Here is an 18,119-nt window from a genome sequence, read left to right on the forward strand (position 1 = left end):
CCAGGCGACGGCGGGGTGTAGGGCGCGAAGCTGGAAGAATTGCCATGGTGAACACCGCCGCCGGCATCGGTCCCGATGCCGCCCAGTGGTGGCGTTCCATTTGCGATTCGACGCAGACCCCAGTGCGGGAGCTGCTCGACGGTTTCGACCAGATCGCACCCTTGCCTGTGCCCTACGACTGGCTCCCTGGCCGCGCGGAGACGTTCTACGGCGACCGTTTCCAGGTGTGGTCCGATCTCGCGGACGAGACCATCGAGTCGTTGGTCAACCGTCCGAAAGGTGGCATCGGGACCGTCCGGGCCATCCTGATCGCGGGGTGGGAGGCAGCTGCCCGCGCGCAGGCGATCTTGCCGCCCGACGTCGGGGCGGACGTCACCACAGCAGTGTCGCTGCTCGTCGATCGGCTGACCGATTACGACTACCAGCTGCTGGCAGCGCGGGGCTGGGCACTGCATCCCAAGACGGTGCCGGTGACCGCCGAGCAGCTCGGTGTCACCCAGATCAACGTGACCCGCAACCTCCCGCGGGCGTACGCCAGGTTCAAGAGTCTGCTCCCGGAGCCGTCGCACGCAGTCATCACCGAGGGCGCCGAACAGCTGGGCCGGCTCCTTGGCACGTTGACGCGAAAGCCAGATGCCGAGGCGGCGCTACAGGGCTTCGGTGTGAACCTGTCCGATGACGCCGGGCAGATCTTGCTGCACCTGGCGGGCCCGTACGCCGAGCGCAATGGTGGGTGGCTGGCGGTGACCACCACCGACATCGTGGACTCGGCGGTCGCGGTGATCGACGATGCGCTCACCCGCTGGGGTGCCCCCACCACCACAACGCTGACAACGAAGCTGGGCAGCTTGGGTATCGCGTCGGAGACGGCACTCGAGTTCGTCGAAAGTCGACCAGGGCTGCGCCGCTTCGGCGAACAGTGGGTCAGGTGGGGTTCCACCGCCGCCGAGCTGGCCCAGGCGGCGCTGCACGTCTGCGGGGAGCCGATGTCACCGGCGGCGATCGCCGAGTTCACCGGTGCCCTTCACGCGGAGGCGGCAATACGCCAGGCGCTGCACGACAACTCCCGGTTCAGCCGCGCCACCCGCACCACCTGGGGTTTGAGGAGGTGGGGCCTCGACGAATACGGCGGATTGTTCACCGAGATCGCCGCGCGGATCGACGCGGCCGGCGGCTCCATCGCCACGTCGGACGTCATCGCTGACATCCTGGCCAACGTGCCGGACGTCAATGAAAGCTCCATCCGGAGCTACATGGGCGCCCCGGCCTTCGTCGTCGACAAGCGCACGGTGCGGCGGCGGACCGCCGCCGACGGGTGGCCCCCGGTGCCGGCGCTGAACTCCGTTCGCGGTGTCTTTCACCCCCGCCCGGATGAGTTTCGCATCGCGTATCCGGTGACCGCTGATCTGCTGCGCGGCTCGGGGCAGAAGCTGCACGCGGCCCCCGCGACCGCCCTCGGAGTGCATCCTGGCAGCGAGCGGACGTTCACCGGCACACCCTGCGACGTCACCGTGTACTGGAGGCTGTTCTCCGCCACCGGCGCCGGCGTGGGATCGCTGCGCGCGATCGCCACCGCGTTGGACGCCCAGCTCGCCGACACTCTGGTGTTCGCCTTCAACGTGCATGACTCCACCGTCGCCGTGCAGCGGGTCGCCAGAACCAACAGTGTGGACCGTCTGGCCGCACTGGTCGGCGGGCCAGTGGCACCGAGCCCACGCGCCGCTCTGGCGCGCGCGGTCGGCTGCGATCCCGACGAGCTGGACGGCTTGCTCCAGCGGCGCGGTGAGGCCGACCTACTCCCCCTGGCTGACCACACGTCATGCACAACGCCGGTCGCGGACCAGGAGGGGACCACCTAGTCGGCGGTCACGCACCCCGTCGTAGCAGTCGGAGTGGGCGGAGCAGTGCCGGCGTCATTGGTGAAGAACACGTCGACCGCGACGCAACCGGCCTCTGGGGTGGCGATGAGGATCTTGCTGATCGGGTACTGGACCGCTTGCCCTGAGTTCGACTCCATTTCGTCGAGCCTGGTCGAAGTCTTGTCGCGGCGAATCACCACGTGAATGGTCCAGCCCTGCGGCACCGGCAGCATGACGTCGGGATCGCCATCCCAGGGCACCCATGCCCAGACCGCCGGCGGGCACTCCCGTTTGGAGTACTGGCGAAGATGGATCTGGGCTATTGGCGTTCCGTCCGGGCCGATGACTTCTGGTTTGAGGCCCTCAACGGGCACGCTGGCCTCGACGCCGTGGCCGCAGTTGAGGACGTCCTTCGCGAACTTGCCATCCCATTCCTCCATGAGGCGCTGCGTGTCATTGGTGTGCGTGAGCACAAACGCAGCGACGCTGGCAATGGCGATGACTACGGACAATCCAGCGAAGGTTGCCCCGCCGCGGGTGGGCTTCGACTTCATCGTCGGGCCACTGAACAGCCAGGCGCTGGCGGTAGCCACGATCGCCGCCGCTGTCAGGAGTAGGAGTACTCCGCGCAGCCAGCCGAAGGCCTGAATGAAGCCGTACGAGGCAGAGGCGAACCCGATCACGCCGGCGAAGATGCTGACGGCTTTCACTGCGTCGCGCGACGGGCGATAGCGGTGGCGCCCGGGTGGTGACGTCATCTTTCGGTGGCCGCCGATTTCACAACGGCGCGCCCGACGCCGATCTCCGGACCCCAGTTTCGCAGCACCTCACGCAGCCGTCGGCGCATTCGAACACATGTACGATCCTGAATTGTGAAGCTGCGCCGCACACGTCGAGGGTGGGCTGAGCCGCGGCCGACTTCCTGCCGACGATGCGGTCACCCCCTGGGCCCGTATCAGGTCCTAGTGGGCGTAGCTCACTGCGTTTGCGGGCACATGCATCGCACCCATACGTGCTGCTCGTGTGACTTCGTGGCCTATCTCCCGCCGCTTGGCAGAAGATGCGAATTGCGCGAGATGGATGAGCGGCCCATGGAGCAGCCGGACGACTCTTTCCGGGGAGAGTAGATGGACCCGACCTTTGATCAGTGGGTCTCCTCGGCGACGTATCCCACGCTGTTCAAGGTGGATCGCCAGGTGTACGTCGACCTCACCCGGGTGTTCCCCGGCCTGGGAGACGTCACGCGGCGCCAGGACGAGCTGCCGCTGTGGGTGCGAGCGTGCGGTCTGCGCCTAGAGTTGCAGATCCCCGGCCGTCAACTCGCGTGGGTCCGCCGAGCGGACGGGGGATGGCTAGCGAACTGCGTTTGCTGGCCGGGGAGCGCCAACGGTCAATCTCGTCTGCGTATGCAGCTGTGGGTGGAGCCGCAGGCACTCACCCCGCTGAGGGGCCAGCCTGGCGGTCAGGCCTAGACGGCCCCGGGTCAGTTCTCCGCCGGACGGCCATCGACTACCCCGCTGCGGATTCAGTCGCTAGCGAGATTTCCCCGTGACGGTGAAGTTGGGAAAGTGAAAGAGCCTGTCCGTCATGCCTCGACACGGTTGCGGCGCGGCACGACGAAGTTGCGCGGAGCCTGACAGGCTCCGCGCGAGAGACGGGAGTGGCGTTAGGCGCCGATCAGTTCGCGCCTGGTCGGCTGAACGGCCGGCACGAACTCGTACGGCTCCAGCGGGCGGGCGACCGGTGCGCGGCGGCGGGTCTGCGATCGGCGAATCGCCTTTGCTAGACGGTCCTCGTCGATGTTCAGATGCTCTTTGAGCTTATCCCGCACCTGCGGGGGGATCGAGCTGCGGCCGGCTTCCATCCGCCCCAGGTGCACCGGGCTGGTGCCGATCAGCGGTGCAAGCTGCGCGAGGCTGTAACCAGCCAGGATGCGGTAGTAGGCGAGGTTGCGGGCTGTTTCGGTGACGACGTACAGCTCGCTGGCCTCCACACCGAGAAGCTCCGCGAGCCGTGCGATGTACTTCGGCGACGGCGCCGCCTCCCCCTTGACCCACCGAGTAACTGTGCCCTGGTTGACGTCAACCGCGGCCGCGAGGGCGCGATTGGTCAGCCCCTGCTTCTTGGCCAGGTCCTGCATTTTGCGGTACTTGAAGACCCCGGGCATGGCTGCCGGCGTGGAACGCATAAGCGCGTCTCCCTTCCCTGACCCGACGATCTCTTACTGGCACGTTGACTATAACCGCCGCAATGTTCCCGGCACAGGTACCGAGACGGCGCAACACGCCGACACGGGTTAATTTCACTCCTGTCACAGGCAGCCAAAAGCGCTGGTCAGGCATATCAGATTTGCTTCACAAGGCACCTGAATGGATTGAGGTTGCATGCACGAACATTGCCGCTGGTGGTAACTCATGGCACGATTTGCGTTCATCGGGCGCCTGGCAGCGCTCGAACAACTGAATACCTCACCCAGAAACCAAAAACCGGTTGGTAGCTGGCACTACCAACCGGCGGGCTCCCCCGGAGGGAAGCGGATGTCTTGGCGACACCGCCATTCTAGCGTGCTACCAGCACGTTTGGCAAACGTTGGATGCGACGAAAATGCGTCCGCGCGGTCACAGGACCGTCACGGATCGAACTTCGCCACGCAGTCTTCGAAGGCCCGCAGCGCCCGCCTTGAACAGGCCGATTACCGGATCCGGCGCCGCGAGTGGATTCGGGCCGCTGGTGCCGTCTCCCCCACCACCCCGATGTGGACCTCTCGAACCTCGTGGACCTGCGAAGTCGCTGCCTGGGCCGCCAGTACTGCTGGGCGTCAGACGCTCCGCCGCGTTCACCTCACTCAGCGGCTGTTCAGCCGCGTCACCGCAGCCCTGGCGCGCTTCGCCGACGGTACTAGCGGCCGCCATTGTGCCGTCACCAACGCGCGCGTCGCCCGGGCGGCCGGCTGCAGCCCGCGCACCGTGACCACCGTGCGGGGCGTGCTCGCCGCCGCGGACTTCGCCGTCGAAGTGCGGCGCGGCACCGGATCGGCCAGTACCCCGGTTCACCAGCGGCGGCCCTCGGTGTGGCACCTCACCTCGCGCCGGCAGCCTGTGGATAAAGCAGAATTTTGCGACCTACCCCGTTCCCGGAGGGTTACGGGGTCTAGTCCTGTGAGTTCGAAGACTCCAAGCGAGGCGCACAGCGCCCCGCGGCGAAATCAATCTTCCAAAAAGCAGCACCGACAGCGCCGGACACCACGGCCGCTGCACACTCAGCGGCTCGCCGGTTGGCTTGCATCGACCGCGACCGGCCTCGGAGCACGCAATGGGCACCACGTCGTAGGACAACTCTGCGACGCACTGCAAGCCAGCCACCTGGATCTGCCTGCATGGACCGGGCCCCAGCTCGTCCAGGCGCTCAACGAGGACATGCGGCAGCGCGGGTTCACTTGGCCGGATCAGATCACGCGTCCTGGCCCGTTCCTCGCGCAGCGTCTTCGCCATCTCCCCGCGCGGCCACCGGCTGATCGGCCCCGCCCGGTGACTACGACCGTCAAGGGCGGCGACCCCTGCCACTCCCCCGCACCGCGCCCGCCGTTGGAGCCCTCCCCGGCGCGCCTAGAAGCACAACGCAGCATCCGGGAGACGCTGGCACGCGCGTTACGGCGTAACGCCAGAGCCTGACTTTCGACGTTCGTCCTGCTAGACGGGCTTTTGCGGTCGTGTCCAAAGAGCGGACATAGGCCGGCGAAGCGGCATGGGCTCGGGACGGCAACCTTCGACGCCGAAGAAAATCGGCCCTGAGAAGCCCGTAGCGGGCCTAGAACGGCGATCCGCATGTAACGACACCCCCTACCGCCCTGGCGTCCCACAGCGGCCTCGCGAGGCGGCGTTACGGGCCTGCGCAATCCAGCGAGCTAACTCGCCGTGAAGTGATCTGCGCAGTTCAGGCTTGTTAACGGTCGTTCTGCAGCACACATGAATTGTGCGCGGATTGTGAGCGTGCCGTGCGATCAATCTGCGCACGGCGCATTCGTGCTCAACATCAGATTTCCGTGAAGCGATCGCCCAGTCTGCGTAAGTCTCATATGAAGTGTGAACGGTGCTGATCTGTCACAGTGACGGATCGTGCCGTGATTATCTGATGTGGATGTAATGCGATTCTGACATGAACCTGTCGTGAGTGTGATCCCGTCATTGGGCGCTGGTTAGGTGAATGTGCTGTGCGATGAACGTGAGTTCTGCGTACTGCTCACCACGGCTTTTTGTAAGCGCCACATGTTGTGCATGTTGTTGTCATGTAGTTAGTTGGTGAACTGTACGTGCGGAGGACATTCCGACAATGTGTTCATCATCTCCGACCTACATGAGGCATTCATTGCCGTCATGCGATCTCGTTATCGTGTCCCTATTTATCGCACGACAAGTGATTGTGATGACGACATGATCGGGTGATGAAGCTGACAACGAACTATCGATACGCCGATGATGCTTCGACGTGATACGCACGTGAGCCTCATATTCGGGAGTCGTGAGTGGCTCCGCACGGACGATTCACAATGTTTGTGAATGCGTCGTGAACAAGCGTTCATGCAGCTTGATGAGTCGCCGGTGCCCAATCCGTGACCCTTTCAGGGGCAAGATAGGGCTCATGCCCACCACGCTACAGCTCGACATGGCTGCGGTACGCGATGTCGCAAACCGAGTCGTTGACGTCGTTGGCCTCCTGACACTTCAGTCGATTCGCCTGCGACTACCAACGATGCCGCCGGCTCCAGACGCTCTGACGATTCGTCTGAGCCGCGGCGTCAGCGTGGAATCACGTCGGCTCGCTTACCTGCTGGAGGCGGCGGCCGACGAGCTGGGCCGGGCGCTGGAGGCCATCCTCGCCTATGCCCACGACGGCGCCGCCCTCGCTCGGCGGACTGAGCTGGCCCTCATGGGCCTTGAGATCGGCGAATTCGAACCGTCCAGCGAGCCCAGCATCAGGCGATCGCCGCGCACCGCTGGCACCCCTACCCCACCCCCGGGTGTGGCCGACGACCTCCATGGCGCGCTGAGCCAGGCGTTGCTTCTCGCGCAGGGGGCGGACCTTCGCGCACAGTCACCCGTCGATGTCACACAGCTGCGCGCCGCAGCCACCGCACTACACGCCAGCGCGCGCACTCTACGCGCGGCGATGAGCAGCGGGGACCGGCCCGCGGCGATGCTGGATCGCTTCGGGGGGTGGCTTGAGACGGACGCAGCCGGCGCAGCCGCACAACTGAACTCCAGCGTCGCACGGTGGGCCACTGCATACGAGAGTGTTCGGGAACAGGTCCAAGAGCCGGCTGCCCTCTACCGCGGCTGGCTTGCTGCGGCCGTCGCAGGCGCTGACCGGGACGCAGTGGACTTGTCAGAAGCCGCCGCGCACGGCCGCGCGGCACTGCGCGAGTATGCGTCGACGTCGATCTCCGAGATTAGTTGTCTCGGCCATCCACTCCTCGGGACCAGCGCGTAGGCGCGGGACACCACTCCCGGCTGGTTCTGCTGACGGAATCGGCGCCATCGGCAGGTACTTCCTGTTCGACACCTTCCTTGCTGGGGGGGCGGACGTAGCGGGAAGGGGAAGTACTGATGTGCAAGGCAGCCCATGAAACAGGCGGCCCGAAGCGGTGCAGCGGCGATGCTCGCGCGACGCTGGAGCGATCGACGGCCGACTTATCAGCGCTGGAGCGCGTGGAAGCCGCGCTGCGGGTGGAAGCCGACGAGTCGCTGTTCGAGCCGATGATATCCGCCGCGGGGCACACCCTGCAGGTCCTGAAGACCAGGTGGTACGGGTTGCGTACATTCGGCGCGCACTGCGGCGGGTGCGACGGGTTCGTGACTCCCGAGGGTGGCTTCACCAGTCCCGCCGATGCTCACCAGTGGGCGCAGGCCTACGCGGCTTCAGATTGCGCACCAGATCAAACGGCCTTGGCCGGCATTGGCGCTGACGAGCCCTACGCCCCGATGTCGACCGCCGAGGCCGACCAGATGGCGAAGGAGCACGCCGCCGGCGTGCACAAACCCCGCGTCCTGCCCACGCGATACCGCGGGCTGCACACGTGGTCGGTGTTCTGTCCCGGATGCCATGCACAGATCAGCCCACCCGGCGGGTACGGACAGGCCGGCACCGCGCTGCAGCATGCCAACAGTGGCTGCCCCAACGCTCAGTAACCGCGCAGGGGGCCCGCCCGATCGGCGTCACTCGATGAGGCGGTGGGCCCACCGCGTCCCGCCCAGGAACCCGCTGACGGCGGCGAGCACCGCGAAGGAGGGGTTCCCGGTGCCGGCGAACGTAAGACCGCCGGCAACTGCGGCGAGCAGAAGAGCAGTCAGCAGCACCACGGCGGTCCGCACGGTGAACAGCGGTCGAGGCTTCAAGGTCTTAGCCACGAGATCCTCCTGTGAGGTCGGTTCGCGCGGAGTCCCGTTGGGGCTCTGCGGTCACCGTGCGATTTGCAAGGTGACACGTATTCGAGAAGTTCGCGCCGATTCCTACAGGGTGGGAGTGCAGAGCAACCTGGGGGAGAGTCGCGTTTCCCGCCAGAGGGCAACTCCTGGTCGATTTCGCAGGAGAACGAATGTGCCGAGGGGGAGTGCGCGATGTTACGGATTGCAGGGTTCATCTCCGGCGTGTCCGAATCAGATTTGCGATCTTGAGTGAGAGGGTGAACGCCATGGCTGGCCGACGACACAAGGGAGACCGGGCGCTCATTCAGACTCGCCCGTACGACGAGGTGCTTCACCTCGTCATCGGTCGGCAGCACGCTGCCGGCATCAAGGAGCTGAGCCCGTATCTCGCCGACGTCCTGGCGATTCACGTGGGCCGCGAGGATCTGGTGACCGAACTCGGGCACACGCAGTCTCTACCGCTCGATCAGGACACCGAGACCCAGGCGGGCCCGTACCCGGGTCGGCGCACTCTGGTGCAGACGCGCCCGCACCGCGAGGTGTGGACCGCGGTTCACGAACGCCAAAAGAGTGCAGGGGTGTCCTCGGTCAGCCAGTACGTCGCTGACGTCCTGGCCATGCATGTCGGTCGCGAGGATCTCGTAGTCGAACTCGGGCGCAAGGAGGGCTTGCCGCTGGCGATGTAGAAGGTGGGGCCCTTCCTGGCAGAGGGGCCAAACGAACATCTGAATACGCGGCGCAAGACCCCACACGTTCAACGGAGGGTCTGAGAAACATCGAAGCCCTCAGCCTGGCAGCGCTAAGGGCTTCGATCTGAAGTTGTCGAGCCGAGCTACGAACTCGTCTCGTGGGCTTGCGCCCTATCCCGAAGGGGACTTGTCTTGGCGGACAGGTGCCACGGTAGCGCACACCCAAAATCAGGGCTACAGGACGCGCTACTTCGTGAGCTAAATCGTGATATTCCGCTGCCGCACACCCCGCGTTCATTACGCGCGAAGCAGGGTCGTGCACGGCGGCGTTGGATCGTTGAAATAGGGCAGGCGCCGGCCTCGATGCCGGTGTGGGTCAGCCGGGCCGGCTGGCTCGACGAACTCGAGCGGTGGCTGGCTACTGATGAGGGCGATGCCGCGCGCGGCCGCGCACATCTGCGGCCGGCGTTGCTGCTGAGGGTTGCCGAGGTCCTGGCGGCCCACGCCGATCACGGCAGCGGCCGGCACTGCGCCGTGACCAATGCTGCTGCCGCCGCGGCCGCCGGCTGCTCGGCGCGCACAGTAACGACGGTGCGCAGGCTGCTCGCCGAAGCCGGACTGGCCGTCGAGATCCGCCGCGGCACCGGTTCGGCCCACGCGCCGATCGACCTGCGGCGGCCCTCGGTCTGGCATCTGGTGAGCCGGAAGGAGCCTGTGGATAACTCGGCCGTTTGCGACCTACCGCCATCCCGAAGGGATAGGCGGGTAACTCCCGTTGGTAAGAACTCACCAAGCACGCGCAAGCGCGCGCCGCAGTCACGGAAATCTCCTTCGAAACGACCCGCACAGCGGGCCCGGCGCTTCGCGCCGCGGGCCCTGCATGTGCAGAAGCTCGCCGACGAGCTGGTGGGCAACGAGTACGGCCGGCGGGGGCTCTGCGGAGGTCTCGCCCGTGGGCACATCGGGCACATCTGCGATGCGCTGACCCGATCGGGCCTGGACCTCGATGCCTGGACAGCCCAGCAGATCGCCGCGGCGCTCAACGCCGATATGCGCCAACGCGGGTGGTCCTGGCCGAACCGCATCGACCGTCCAAGTGCTTTCCTGGCATCTCGGCTTCGCCGGTTGCCTCAGCGGCCAGTGGTGGTGCGCTCGGTGCAGCCGGCGGCGCCCAAACTCGATGTCGAGGTGGTGGTACCGGCGAGTGCAGCTACTCGGGCCGCAGCTCGTGCGTTCTTCCAGAAGAATCGGGGGAGAGGTGCATCAAGCGCTAGCCAAACCGTGGCCGAAAGTGTAAAGTGGTTTACAACAGACAAGCCGGCCGGGCGTGCGCGTCAGGTCACCCAATCCCCTAGGGGGACAGCATGATCGCCATGGAGCTGCAGACCGTTGAGACCCACGAGTGGGAGATTCCGGCCTATAAACTCGACGCCTTCAAAGCCAAGATCGCCCAGGCCAACAAGCGGCTGGCGCGAGCGGGCCTCGACGCCCGGTTCGACGTTGCTTACGAAGAGTTCGAGCGCCAGAAGAACGTGACCCAGGCCGATCAGGCGGTGGTGAGCAACCACGCCCCGGTCTACGTCTACGAACCGTGGATCCGCGCGACGCTCACCGGCCCACTGACCCTGCGCCATGGCCACTTCACGTTCGTTGCCCGCCTGGTCCCCGAGGAAGCCGGCATCACGGTGCACTCGGCCCCCGGACAAGAACTCGGCGGCTACAGCCCCCGCGGCGACAACGCCTGCGACCACTGCCAGGTCGAGCGCAGCCGGTCTCGGCTCTACCTCGTCCGCGACGATCGCGACGACACCATCATCCAGCTCGGGCACTCGTGCATCGAGCTCTACACCGGCGTCAGCCCCAAGGGGTTGTGGTCGCTGACATTCGACGAGGAGTTGGAAGCCTTCACTCGCAACGACGTCGAGGGTGGGTTCGGGCCGCGGCACTACGGTGCATCGGTCGACATCGTGCTGGCCTACGCGTTCGCCCACTCTGACAAGGGCCGCGCCTACGTCCCGTCCGGCATGTACTCCGAGACCTCCACCGTCAGCATGGTCCGTACCAGCCTGTTCTTCGACATCAACAAGCTCAAGGATCCCGACCGCAGCTACTACCGCGACAAGGCCGTCGAAGCGGCCGGCCACCTGGCCGACACCGACCTCATCGCCGCCATCAAGGCGTCCGTGGTCGAGACCTCCGAAGACAGCGACTACGGCCGCAACCTGCGCATCCTGCTCGCTGGTGAGAGCGTCACCGGCAAGAACGTCGGCATCCTCGGATCCCTGGTCAAGGTCTACGCGCGGCAGCAGCAGATCGAGGCCGAACGTAAAGCCCACCCCGTCGTCGCCGGTTACCTCGGAGAGGTCGGTGAACGCATCAAGGACATCGCGGCCACCGCCAAGACCGTCAAGTACGACGAAGGTAATTGGGGCACGACCACCTTCCTGGTGGCGATCGCCGACGACGGCCACATGCTTGTGTGGAAAGCGCACCGCGCGCTGGATATCGAGTCCGGCCAGCGGTTCACCATCGCCGCTGCCACCGTCAAGGCCCACGAGACCTACCGGGACGTCGACCAGACGGTGATCACTCGGGCCAATAAATTCGAGGTCGTCGAAGCAGCCAGCGCATCGGAGATGTCATGACACAGAGCTTTCCCGAGACGATGAACGTGTGGTTCTTGGCGTTGCAGGGCACCACCGCCAGGCCGAACGAGTTCCTCTTGTACGCACTGGCCGACAACACCGAAGACGGCGCGAAGAGCGCAGAAGCTGCTCTGAAGGCGGCGAAGCCGGGGGAGTTCGTCGACGTCGAAGTGCGCTTTCCCAACCTGGTGGACAGCACCACGTTGCACGTACAGCCCCACCTCTGGGGCCTGTGGTGCGTGTCCGAACGCGTGGTCTCGACGTTGGAAATGTTCGCCAGCCCAAAACAACAGTAGGCCCCGACAATCGCCACCGCGCGCTATAACCGCAGCTCAGAGCGTTTCCGCCGCAATGTCTGCACGGTCATTTCCTACGGTAGGACCATCCGCGCGAATCTCGTCGCCGGACACATGAAAGGACTACCCCCGATGACAACCAGCACCGCAAGCACCACGGCGAAGCTGTTCATCTTCAACCATCCCGCGGCCGAGCTGCTGGAGGAGATGCCCGTCGACTACTACCGCGAGTGCCAGATCACCGGCGCCGGCAGCGTCGAGGTCCAGCTCGACGCCTACAGCACCGAGATCATCGCCGGCACTCGCTACCTGCCGGCCGACGTCGAGGTGGTCGCCGTCGTCAGCGGCAGCGGCGTACTGCAGGTGCTCTGCACCCAGGCCGGTGGCGAGCCCGTCGTCATGCGCGAATTCAGCGACTGGACCAGCTACACCGTGCGGCGGCGACCCCGCGGGTGAGGGCCGCCGTGTGAGTGACCTCAGCCCTGAGGACGTCGCGCTCCTGGAGGCGCAAGTCCCGGTCGGTCTTCTGATGCCTGTCGACGAAACCATGCGCCTGGTCCACGTCACCCACGGTGTCGTGGAAGAACACATCGGCGTCTCAGCGGAGTCAGTCACCACCACCGATGGGCTCGTGTTCTGGTTCGACGCGGGAGCAGGCAACCGAACAGTGAACCGCATGGCCACGCTCAACCTGCTCGCCGCGTCGGACTTCTCTGCGCGCACCGTCCCGCTTCTGCGGGGCGCAGCTCTTGTCACAGGCGAGCATGCCGGCCACCCGGCCGGGCTGACACAGCATCAGATGAAGGTGCTGCGCAGAGAGCCTGGTCCGGCGTGGTGGGTGGGCTGGGTGCTCCACGTGCGCGTTGAACGCGATCGCCCAGCACCGCCGGACCTGAAACGTCCGGCCGGGTGCTGGCACGCTTACCTGTCGTCGCCCCAGGAGAACAGCGCAGCGACGATCTCCGCGGCTCCCCGACCCAGATCGCCGATGCCGGCGGTAGATCCGGTCCTGGCGACGATGAACACCGCGGTGAGGTAGAAGCCGACGATGGCGACAACGCCGACAATGGCGATAGTGGCCCAGATGTTCATGATGATGCTCCCGTCCGGGGCAGCGCTCCGGGAGAGCACTGACCACGCGGCCCCGTTGGACGGAAAGAAATGTGGTCCAACTGTTCTGGGCCGAAGTGACTTTGACTGCTGATTCGGGAGTCGTTTGATCACGAATTTTGGAGTCGGTGTTGTCGCGGCGATGTTGGTGACGGTGAATTCGGGAGTCACCGGCTGTCCACGTGGTGCGGGTTGGATATCTGTGTGCGGCCTTCGGGATCGAGGGTGGAGTTGTATGCGGCGATCCGCCGGGATGCCCGCGCTGGGAAGTCGGCGCGGGCGATTCAGCGTGAGTACCGGGTGTCGTGGACGACGGTGCACAAAGCGCTGGGGTCGGCCTGGCCGAGCGAGCGCAAGCACTACCCCGAGCGGGGCAGCAAGATCGACGATTATCGCGAGGTCATCGACGGCTGGCTGCGCGCGGATTTGACCGCTCCGCACAAACAACGGCATACGGCCAAGCGGATTTTTGATCGGCTGCGTGAGGAGCACCGTGCCGAGGTGTCGTATTCACGGGTGCGGGCGTATGTGTCGGTGCGCCGCGGCGAGATCCTGGCCGAGTCCGGCCGCGCCCCGGTCGAGGTGTTCGTACCGCAATCGCACCGCCCCGGCGATGAGGCCGAGGTCGACTTCGGCGATGTGGTGATCGAGCTGCGTGGGCAGCCGGTGACATGCACGTTGTTCTCGCTGCGGCTCTCGTTCTCCGGCCGCGCGGTGCACTGGGTGTTCCTCTCAGCCGATAAATCTTTGTGGGCCTGGAACTTCGACGCCAACCCGCGAGCGTGTCAAGTTTTCTGTGTAGATCGTCTGTCTGAAAACTTCGGTTGTCGTGCTTACAGATAGCGCTCGATGCGGTCTGGGTAGACCAGCGTGAGCTGTTCGAGTGCTTTCTTCCAGTTGGTGACCACCTGTCCTTCCACGAGTCGTCCGGGGGCTGTTCGGCAACGCTTCTGGCCGCGTTCCTTAGCGCGTTCGGCGGCGCGTTTGTCCTCGATGTTGCAGATCGCCAGCCAGAGCAGTTTCACCACCGCCGCGTCGTTGGGGAACTGACCGCGGGTCTTGATGACTTTGCGCATCTGATAGTTCAAGGATTCGATCGAGTTGGTCGTGTAGATCACCCGACGAAGCTCGGGCGGGAACGCCAGAAAGGGGATGAACTGCTCCCACGCCCTTTCGAAAACCTTTGCCACGGTGGGATTTTTCTTGCCCAACTCCGATGCAGCGAACGCATCCAACTCGGTGCGTGCGGCGTCCTCGTTGGCCGCGGTGTAGATCGGTTTGAGTGCTGCGGCCACGGCTTTGCGGTCGTTGTAGGACACGAACCGCATCGAGTTGCGGATCAGATGCACCACACAGGTCTGAACGGTCGCCTGCGACCAGGTAGCCGCGATCGCGTCGGGGAACCCGGTCAGCCCGTCGCAGCACACGATGAGCACGTCCTTGACGCCGCGGTTGGCCAGATCCGAGCACACCGACGCCCAGAACGACGCACCCTCGTTCTGCTGGACCCAGATGCCCAGAACATGCTTGACCCCAGCCATGTCGACGCCCACGGCGATGTGGGCGGCCTTGTTGCGGGTGTGGCCACCGTCTTTGACCTTCACGATCATCGCGTCGAGGTAGATCACCGGATACAACGGCTCCAGCGGCCGGCGCTGCCAGGACAGCACCTCATCGGAGATCTCGTCGACGATCTTGGAGATCGTCTCATGGGAGACCTCGGTTCCGATCGTGGAGGACAGGTGAAATTGAATGTCGCGCAACGTCATTCCACCGGCATACAGAGAGATGATCATGTCATCAAGGCCACCGACGCGGCGCTGCCCCTTGGGCACCAGCCGCGGGGTGAACGAGCCATCACGATCGCGCGGTACGTCCAGGGGAACCGGACCAGCCTCGGTCTGCACTGTCTTGGGCGAGGCCCCGTTACGGGCGTTCGGTAGTGCCCGGCCAGCCGGATCACCCTTCTCGTAGCCAAGATGGTCGGTCAGCTCCGCAGCTAGGCCGCGTTCCAGGGCCAGCTTGATCAGCCCGGGCAGCAGCCCACCCTCACCGGTCAGCGCCACCTCGCCGCTATCGACCTGGGCCAGCAAATCATCGACTGTGCCCGACGCCCGCAGCGCCTCGGCCATCTCCACCGTGGAACCAGCCTCAACCAACCCCATACTTACGTCCTTGCCTGTCGTCACGTCCTGAGATCCTTCCCTCTAGGACCTACACAGACCATCTGACACCCCCCAACCCGCACGTCGATGCCGCCACGGTGCACACGCTGGCCAAATGTGAATGGGTCAAGAAGGGGCTGCCGCTGTGTTTGATCGGCGACTCGGGCACCGGCAAGAGCCATCTGCTGATCGCGTTGGGAACCGAGGCGGCGATGGCCGGCTACCGGGTGAAATACACCCTGGCCACCAAGCTGGTCAACGAACTCGTCGAAGCCTCCGACGACAAACAACTGTCCAAGACCATCGCCCGCTACGGCCGCGTTGATCTGCTCTGCATCGACGAGCTGGGCTACATGGAACTCGACCGTCGCGGCGCCGAACTGCTGTTCCAGGTGCTCACCGAACGCGAAGAGAAAGCCTCCGTCGCCATCGCGTCCAACGAGAGTTTCTCCGGGTGGACCAAAACGTTCACCGACCCACGGTTGTGCGCAGCCATCGTGGACCGGCTCACGTTCGGCGGCAACATCATCGAAACCGGCACCGAATCCTTCCGGCTCGCCCAGACCCGCGCCCGCAGCGGCGACACCACCACCGAAAGCTCCGCACCGTAGCGCGCGGCACCCGAGTGGGCCGCCACGGCGCGAACCCGCGCCCGTTTCCGCATGCCACAGTGGTCCGGTGAGCAACGAACAACACCGGTGGAACCACAACACCCACTACTACGACCTCGTTCTCGACACCGTGCCACCAAACGCGCGCACCGCTCTGGACGTCGGCACCGGCGACGGCCTGCTGGCAACTCAGCTCACCGAGAAGATTCCCGAAGTCACCGGCATCGACTCCGACGCCGACATCATCGACATCGCTCGATCCAACACCTCGGCCAACATCACCTTGATCACCGGCGACGCCCTCACCCATGCCCTGCCCGAGGCGCACTACGACCTCGTGGCCGCCGTCGCGACAGTCCACCACTTCCCCGATCTGACGGCGGGTCTGCAGCGCCTAGCGGACCTCACCGCCCCCGGCGGAGCACTCGTCGTGATCGGCTGCGCCCGCAGCTCGACGCTGCCCGACTACGCCTTCGATGCCGCAGGAGTCGTGCAACACCAGATCTACTCCCGCACCCGTGGCTTCTGGCAGCACAACGCCCCGGTCCAGATGCAGTTCCCGCACACCTACACCGAGGTCAAGCAGACCGCCGCGACGGTGCTGCCCGGCATGACGTGGCGCAGGCTCCCGCTATGGCGATACGCCATCACCTGGCACAAAACCACGTAGCGACACACCACCACTCCGTTCACCGACACCGCGCCGACCGACTCCGAATCCGTAGTCAAAACCAGCCGTCCACACCGACGAAAGACTCCCAAATTCGCGATCAAACGACTCCGGATTCCGCGATCAGAATCACCGAAGGGCGGCGTTTCACAGGGTCTGCGCGCAGTGAAGGAACCGACTTGCCTTGCAGAGCCCACCTCAAGCTGCACAGCAGCGACTTGGGCCCGGACAGGCCACCTACCTCAAAAGAGCCGCAGCTGAGTGCAGACGGCGCCGAGCGCCAACCTCCGCCCACAGGGGTGCGCCGAGGCCGCTGCGCACCTCAGGGGCCCTGTGATCCCCATCGGCCATCGGCGCCCGTGAGGGATGGAGGTCAGTCGTCGACTGGCGGCAGCTTGCTCTCGGAGGCCAGTGCGTCGAGATAGGCATCGTGATACCGGGTGATCGCCAGTCGTTCGATGGTGAACTGTTCGAGAACTGCGGTGATGAGGGGTTGGCCGCGCAGCGACGACTGGATCCGATCGTGTGGCCAGTGCCCGAAGCTCATCATGTCGATACCCAGGGCGTCTCGGGGATGTTCACGGGCTTCGTTGATGTCATTGCGCACGGCCTCCAACTCGGTCTCCAGGCGGCGCAACGCCGACGCCGCACGCCGCAGGTGGCGATCGCGTTGTTCACGGAGCAGCTCGATGCAGTCGCTCCAGGTCGGGGTTTCGCCCTCACGGAAGTAGATGTGTCCTCCGCGGCCGCGCACGGCGCCGGCCAAGAGGTCGTCGGCGACCATGATCTTGAGGATGTCGGCGGGGATGCCGGTGGTGTGGGCGACTTCGGACAGCTTGATGTGTTGCGGCTCGGTCAACGGTGAGCGGCCCTCCCTGTGCGGCGGTGGTTCTGAGCATCTCAGCTGATGGCCGGGCGTGGGCGGCGGTCTGGGGTGGAGTCGTGCCGGGGGTGCCGGCCTTTCTGGGACTGTGGTGGCCGGCGGAGCCGGGCGCCGGCAGTGAATGGGTAGCAGTGGTGAGTCGCCGGCTGGGCCCAGGAGGTCGAGGTACGTGGGGGAGGGGTCAGCGGGAACGTTGGCCCTCAGGTATTGCAGTCAGAATAGAGTTGAGCAATGTTCGAGGCGACGTGGCAGCTCGCGGTGGCCGTGGCTCCTCGATGCGAGGAACTGCAAGGGGTGGAGCGCCGCAGGCGCCGTGGCACGCAATCGAATACTGCTGTCCTGCAAAGCATATGATGGGTGAGGGCGCAGCCCGGGCGGTAAGTCGAGATGCCAAGGCGGGCAACGACCTCGAGTCAGATCCGCCGGCCGGGCACCCAAAGCCCACCCACCACGGTCGAGGCGAAGCCGAGACGGAGTAGCCGAAACCCACTGCAATACAGTATGATTGAAGCATGACTAATGGCGAAGCCATCACCACCAACGGATACCAAAACCGTTGCAGCACAACGCCAAAACGACCGCCGGCGATGGCCGCAGGCCATCCAACCCAACCCGTGAACTCGAAAACCGTTGCCTAACAACGACACCCGACCCGGCACATAGGCGCCGCCAGGCGCCGGCCTCGATGCCCGCCGCAGGCGGGCTCCTTCCACCCGGCGCACCGCTGGGGTCGGTCATCGGAAACACACCCATCGGGTTTACCCTCGGC

At 65.3% G+C, this 18,119-nt stretch carries 18 protein-coding genes and 1 pseudogene; 13 read left to right on the forward strand and 6 right to left on the reverse strand.

Translation table 11 applies throughout. From position 1 onward, the window contains the following. The first annotated feature begins 47 nt into the window (after nucleotides 1–47). The gene (locus tag H7J06_RS03645) at nucleotides 48–1,859 is read left to right on the forward strand and encodes a hypothetical protein (RefSeq protein ID WP_264037096.1); all 1,812 of its coding nucleotides are present in this window, start codon (nucleotides 48–50) and stop codon (nucleotides 1,857–1,859) included. On the opposite strand, the gene H7J06_RS03650 is transcribed toward H7J06_RS03645, so the two are convergent. Beyond that, nucleotides 1,856–2,617, reverse strand: a complete 762-nt coding sequence (locus H7J06_RS03650) for a hypothetical protein (protein ID WP_264037098.1) — start codon at nucleotides 2,615–2,617, stop codon at nucleotides 1,856–1,858. The two genes, H7J06_RS03645 and H7J06_RS03650, sit on opposite strands and share 4 nt — an antisense overlap. A 369-nt stretch (nucleotides 2,618–2,986) precedes the next feature. Between H7J06_RS03650 and H7J06_RS03655 the strand changes: the two genes are divergently transcribed. Further along, nucleotides 2,987–3,331, forward strand: a complete 345-nt coding sequence (locus H7J06_RS03655; RefSeq protein WP_264037100.1) for a hypothetical protein — start codon at nucleotides 2,987–2,989, stop codon at nucleotides 3,329–3,331. A gap of 194 nt (nucleotides 3,332–3,525) precedes the next feature. On the opposite strand, the gene H7J06_RS03660 is transcribed toward H7J06_RS03655, so the two are convergent. Next, complete coding sequence (locus H7J06_RS03660) at nucleotides 3,526–4,047, reverse strand: helix-turn-helix transcriptional regulator (protein WP_076051635.1); 522 nt, start codon at nucleotides 4,045–4,047, stop codon at nucleotides 3,526–3,528. A 657-nt stretch (nucleotides 4,048–4,704) separates the two neighbouring features. Continuing rightward, nucleotides 4,705–4,887, reverse strand: coding sequence for a hypothetical protein (locus H7J06_RS03665; RefSeq protein ID WP_264037102.1), 183 nt, complete (start codon nucleotides 4,885–4,887; stop codon nucleotides 4,705–4,707). 1,772 nt (nucleotides 4,888–6,659) lie between these two features. Between H7J06_RS03665 and H7J06_RS03670 the strand changes: the two genes are divergently transcribed. Beyond that, on the forward strand, nucleotides 6,660–7,346 hold the full coding sequence (locus tag H7J06_RS03670) for a hypothetical protein (protein ID WP_131705558.1): 687 nt from the start codon (nucleotides 6,660–6,662) through the stop codon (nucleotides 7,344–7,346). A 218-nt stretch (nucleotides 7,347–7,564) separates the two neighbouring features. Next, entirely contained in the window at nucleotides 7,565–8,044 is a 480-nt protein-coding gene (locus tag H7J06_RS03675) for a hypothetical protein (protein ID WP_264037106.1), read from the forward strand. 27 nt (nucleotides 8,045–8,071) lie between these two features. Here H7J06_RS03675 and H7J06_RS03680 read toward each other — a convergent pair whose 3' ends face one another. Continuing rightward, a complete protein-coding gene (locus H7J06_RS03680; protein WP_046364667.1) occupies nucleotides 8,072–8,263 on the reverse strand; it encodes a hypothetical protein in 192 nt (63 codons plus the stop codon). 284 nt (nucleotides 8,264–8,547) lie between these two features. Between H7J06_RS03680 and H7J06_RS03685 the strand changes: the two genes are divergently transcribed. From H7J06_RS03685 to H7J06_RS32575, 7 genes are all read left to right on the forward strand, one after another. Then, on the forward strand, nucleotides 8,548–8,967 hold the full coding sequence (locus H7J06_RS03685; RefSeq protein ID WP_236728559.1) for a hypothetical protein: 420 nt from the start codon (nucleotides 8,548–8,550) through the stop codon (nucleotides 8,965–8,967). Between the two features lie 366 nt (nucleotides 8,968–9,333). Further along, nucleotides 9,334–10,338: a hypothetical protein gene (locus H7J06_RS03690; RefSeq protein WP_264037110.1), complete on the forward strand. Its 1,005-nt coding sequence runs from the start codon at nucleotides 9,334–9,336 to the stop codon at nucleotides 10,336–10,338. Next, complete coding sequence (locus H7J06_RS03695; protein ID WP_046364669.1) at nucleotides 10,335–11,615, forward strand: hypothetical protein; 1,281 nt, start codon at nucleotides 10,335–10,337, stop codon at nucleotides 11,613–11,615. Before H7J06_RS03690 ends, H7J06_RS03695 begins: the two co-directional genes overlap by 4 nt. Then, nucleotides 11,612–11,911 (forward strand): hypothetical protein, encoded by a 300-nt coding sequence (locus H7J06_RS03700; protein ID WP_046364670.1) that lies wholly within the window; start codon nucleotides 11,612–11,614, stop codon nucleotides 11,909–11,911. Before H7J06_RS03695 ends, H7J06_RS03700 begins: the two co-directional genes overlap by 4 nt. A 132-nt stretch (nucleotides 11,912–12,043) precedes the next feature. Further along, complete coding sequence (locus H7J06_RS03705; RefSeq protein ID WP_264037111.1) at nucleotides 12,044–12,367, forward strand: hypothetical protein; 324 nt, start codon at nucleotides 12,044–12,046, stop codon at nucleotides 12,365–12,367. A 10-nt stretch (nucleotides 12,368–12,377) separates the two neighbouring features. Next, entirely contained in the window at nucleotides 12,378–12,950 is a 573-nt protein-coding gene (locus H7J06_RS03710; protein ID WP_264037112.1) for a hypothetical protein, read from the forward strand. A 296-nt stretch (nucleotides 12,951–13,246) separates the two neighbouring features. Continuing rightward, the gene (locus H7J06_RS32575; protein WP_372515229.1) at nucleotides 13,247–13,864 is read left to right on the forward strand and encodes a hypothetical protein; all 618 of its coding nucleotides are present in this window, start codon (nucleotides 13,247–13,249) and stop codon (nucleotides 13,862–13,864) included. Here the strand turns inward: H7J06_RS32575 and H7J06_RS03720 are convergent. After that, nucleotides 13,855–15,210, reverse strand: a complete 1,356-nt coding sequence (locus H7J06_RS03720) for an IS256 family transposase (RefSeq protein ID WP_372515230.1) — start codon at nucleotides 15,208–15,210, stop codon at nucleotides 13,855–13,857. The genes H7J06_RS32575 and H7J06_RS03720 overlap by 10 nt on opposite strands. A gap of 50 nt (nucleotides 15,211–15,260) precedes the next feature. Here H7J06_RS03720 and H7J06_RS03725 point away from each other — a divergent pair. Continuing rightward, nucleotides 15,261–15,797 (forward strand): annotated as a pseudogene (locus H7J06_RS03725) (ATP-binding protein); the annotation flags it as partial. Between the two features lie 67 nt (nucleotides 15,798–15,864). Further along, nucleotides 15,865–16,467: a class I SAM-dependent methyltransferase gene (locus H7J06_RS03730; RefSeq protein ID WP_264037113.1), complete on the forward strand. Its 603-nt coding sequence runs from the start codon at nucleotides 15,865–15,867 to the stop codon at nucleotides 16,465–16,467. A 373-nt stretch (nucleotides 16,468–16,840) separates the two neighbouring features. Here H7J06_RS03730 and H7J06_RS03735 read toward each other — a convergent pair whose 3' ends face one another. Beyond that, nucleotides 16,841–17,326, reverse strand: a complete 486-nt coding sequence (locus H7J06_RS03735; protein ID WP_264037116.1) for a DNA-binding protein — start codon at nucleotides 17,324–17,326, stop codon at nucleotides 16,841–16,843. Nucleotides 17,327–18,119: the final 793 nt, after the last annotated feature.

Origin of the sequence: Mycolicibacterium hodleri, from assembly GCF_025822245.1 — a bacterium.
Taxonomy (GTDB): Bacteria; Actinomycetota; Actinomycetes; order Mycobacteriales; family Mycobacteriaceae; genus Mycobacterium; species Mycobacterium hodleri.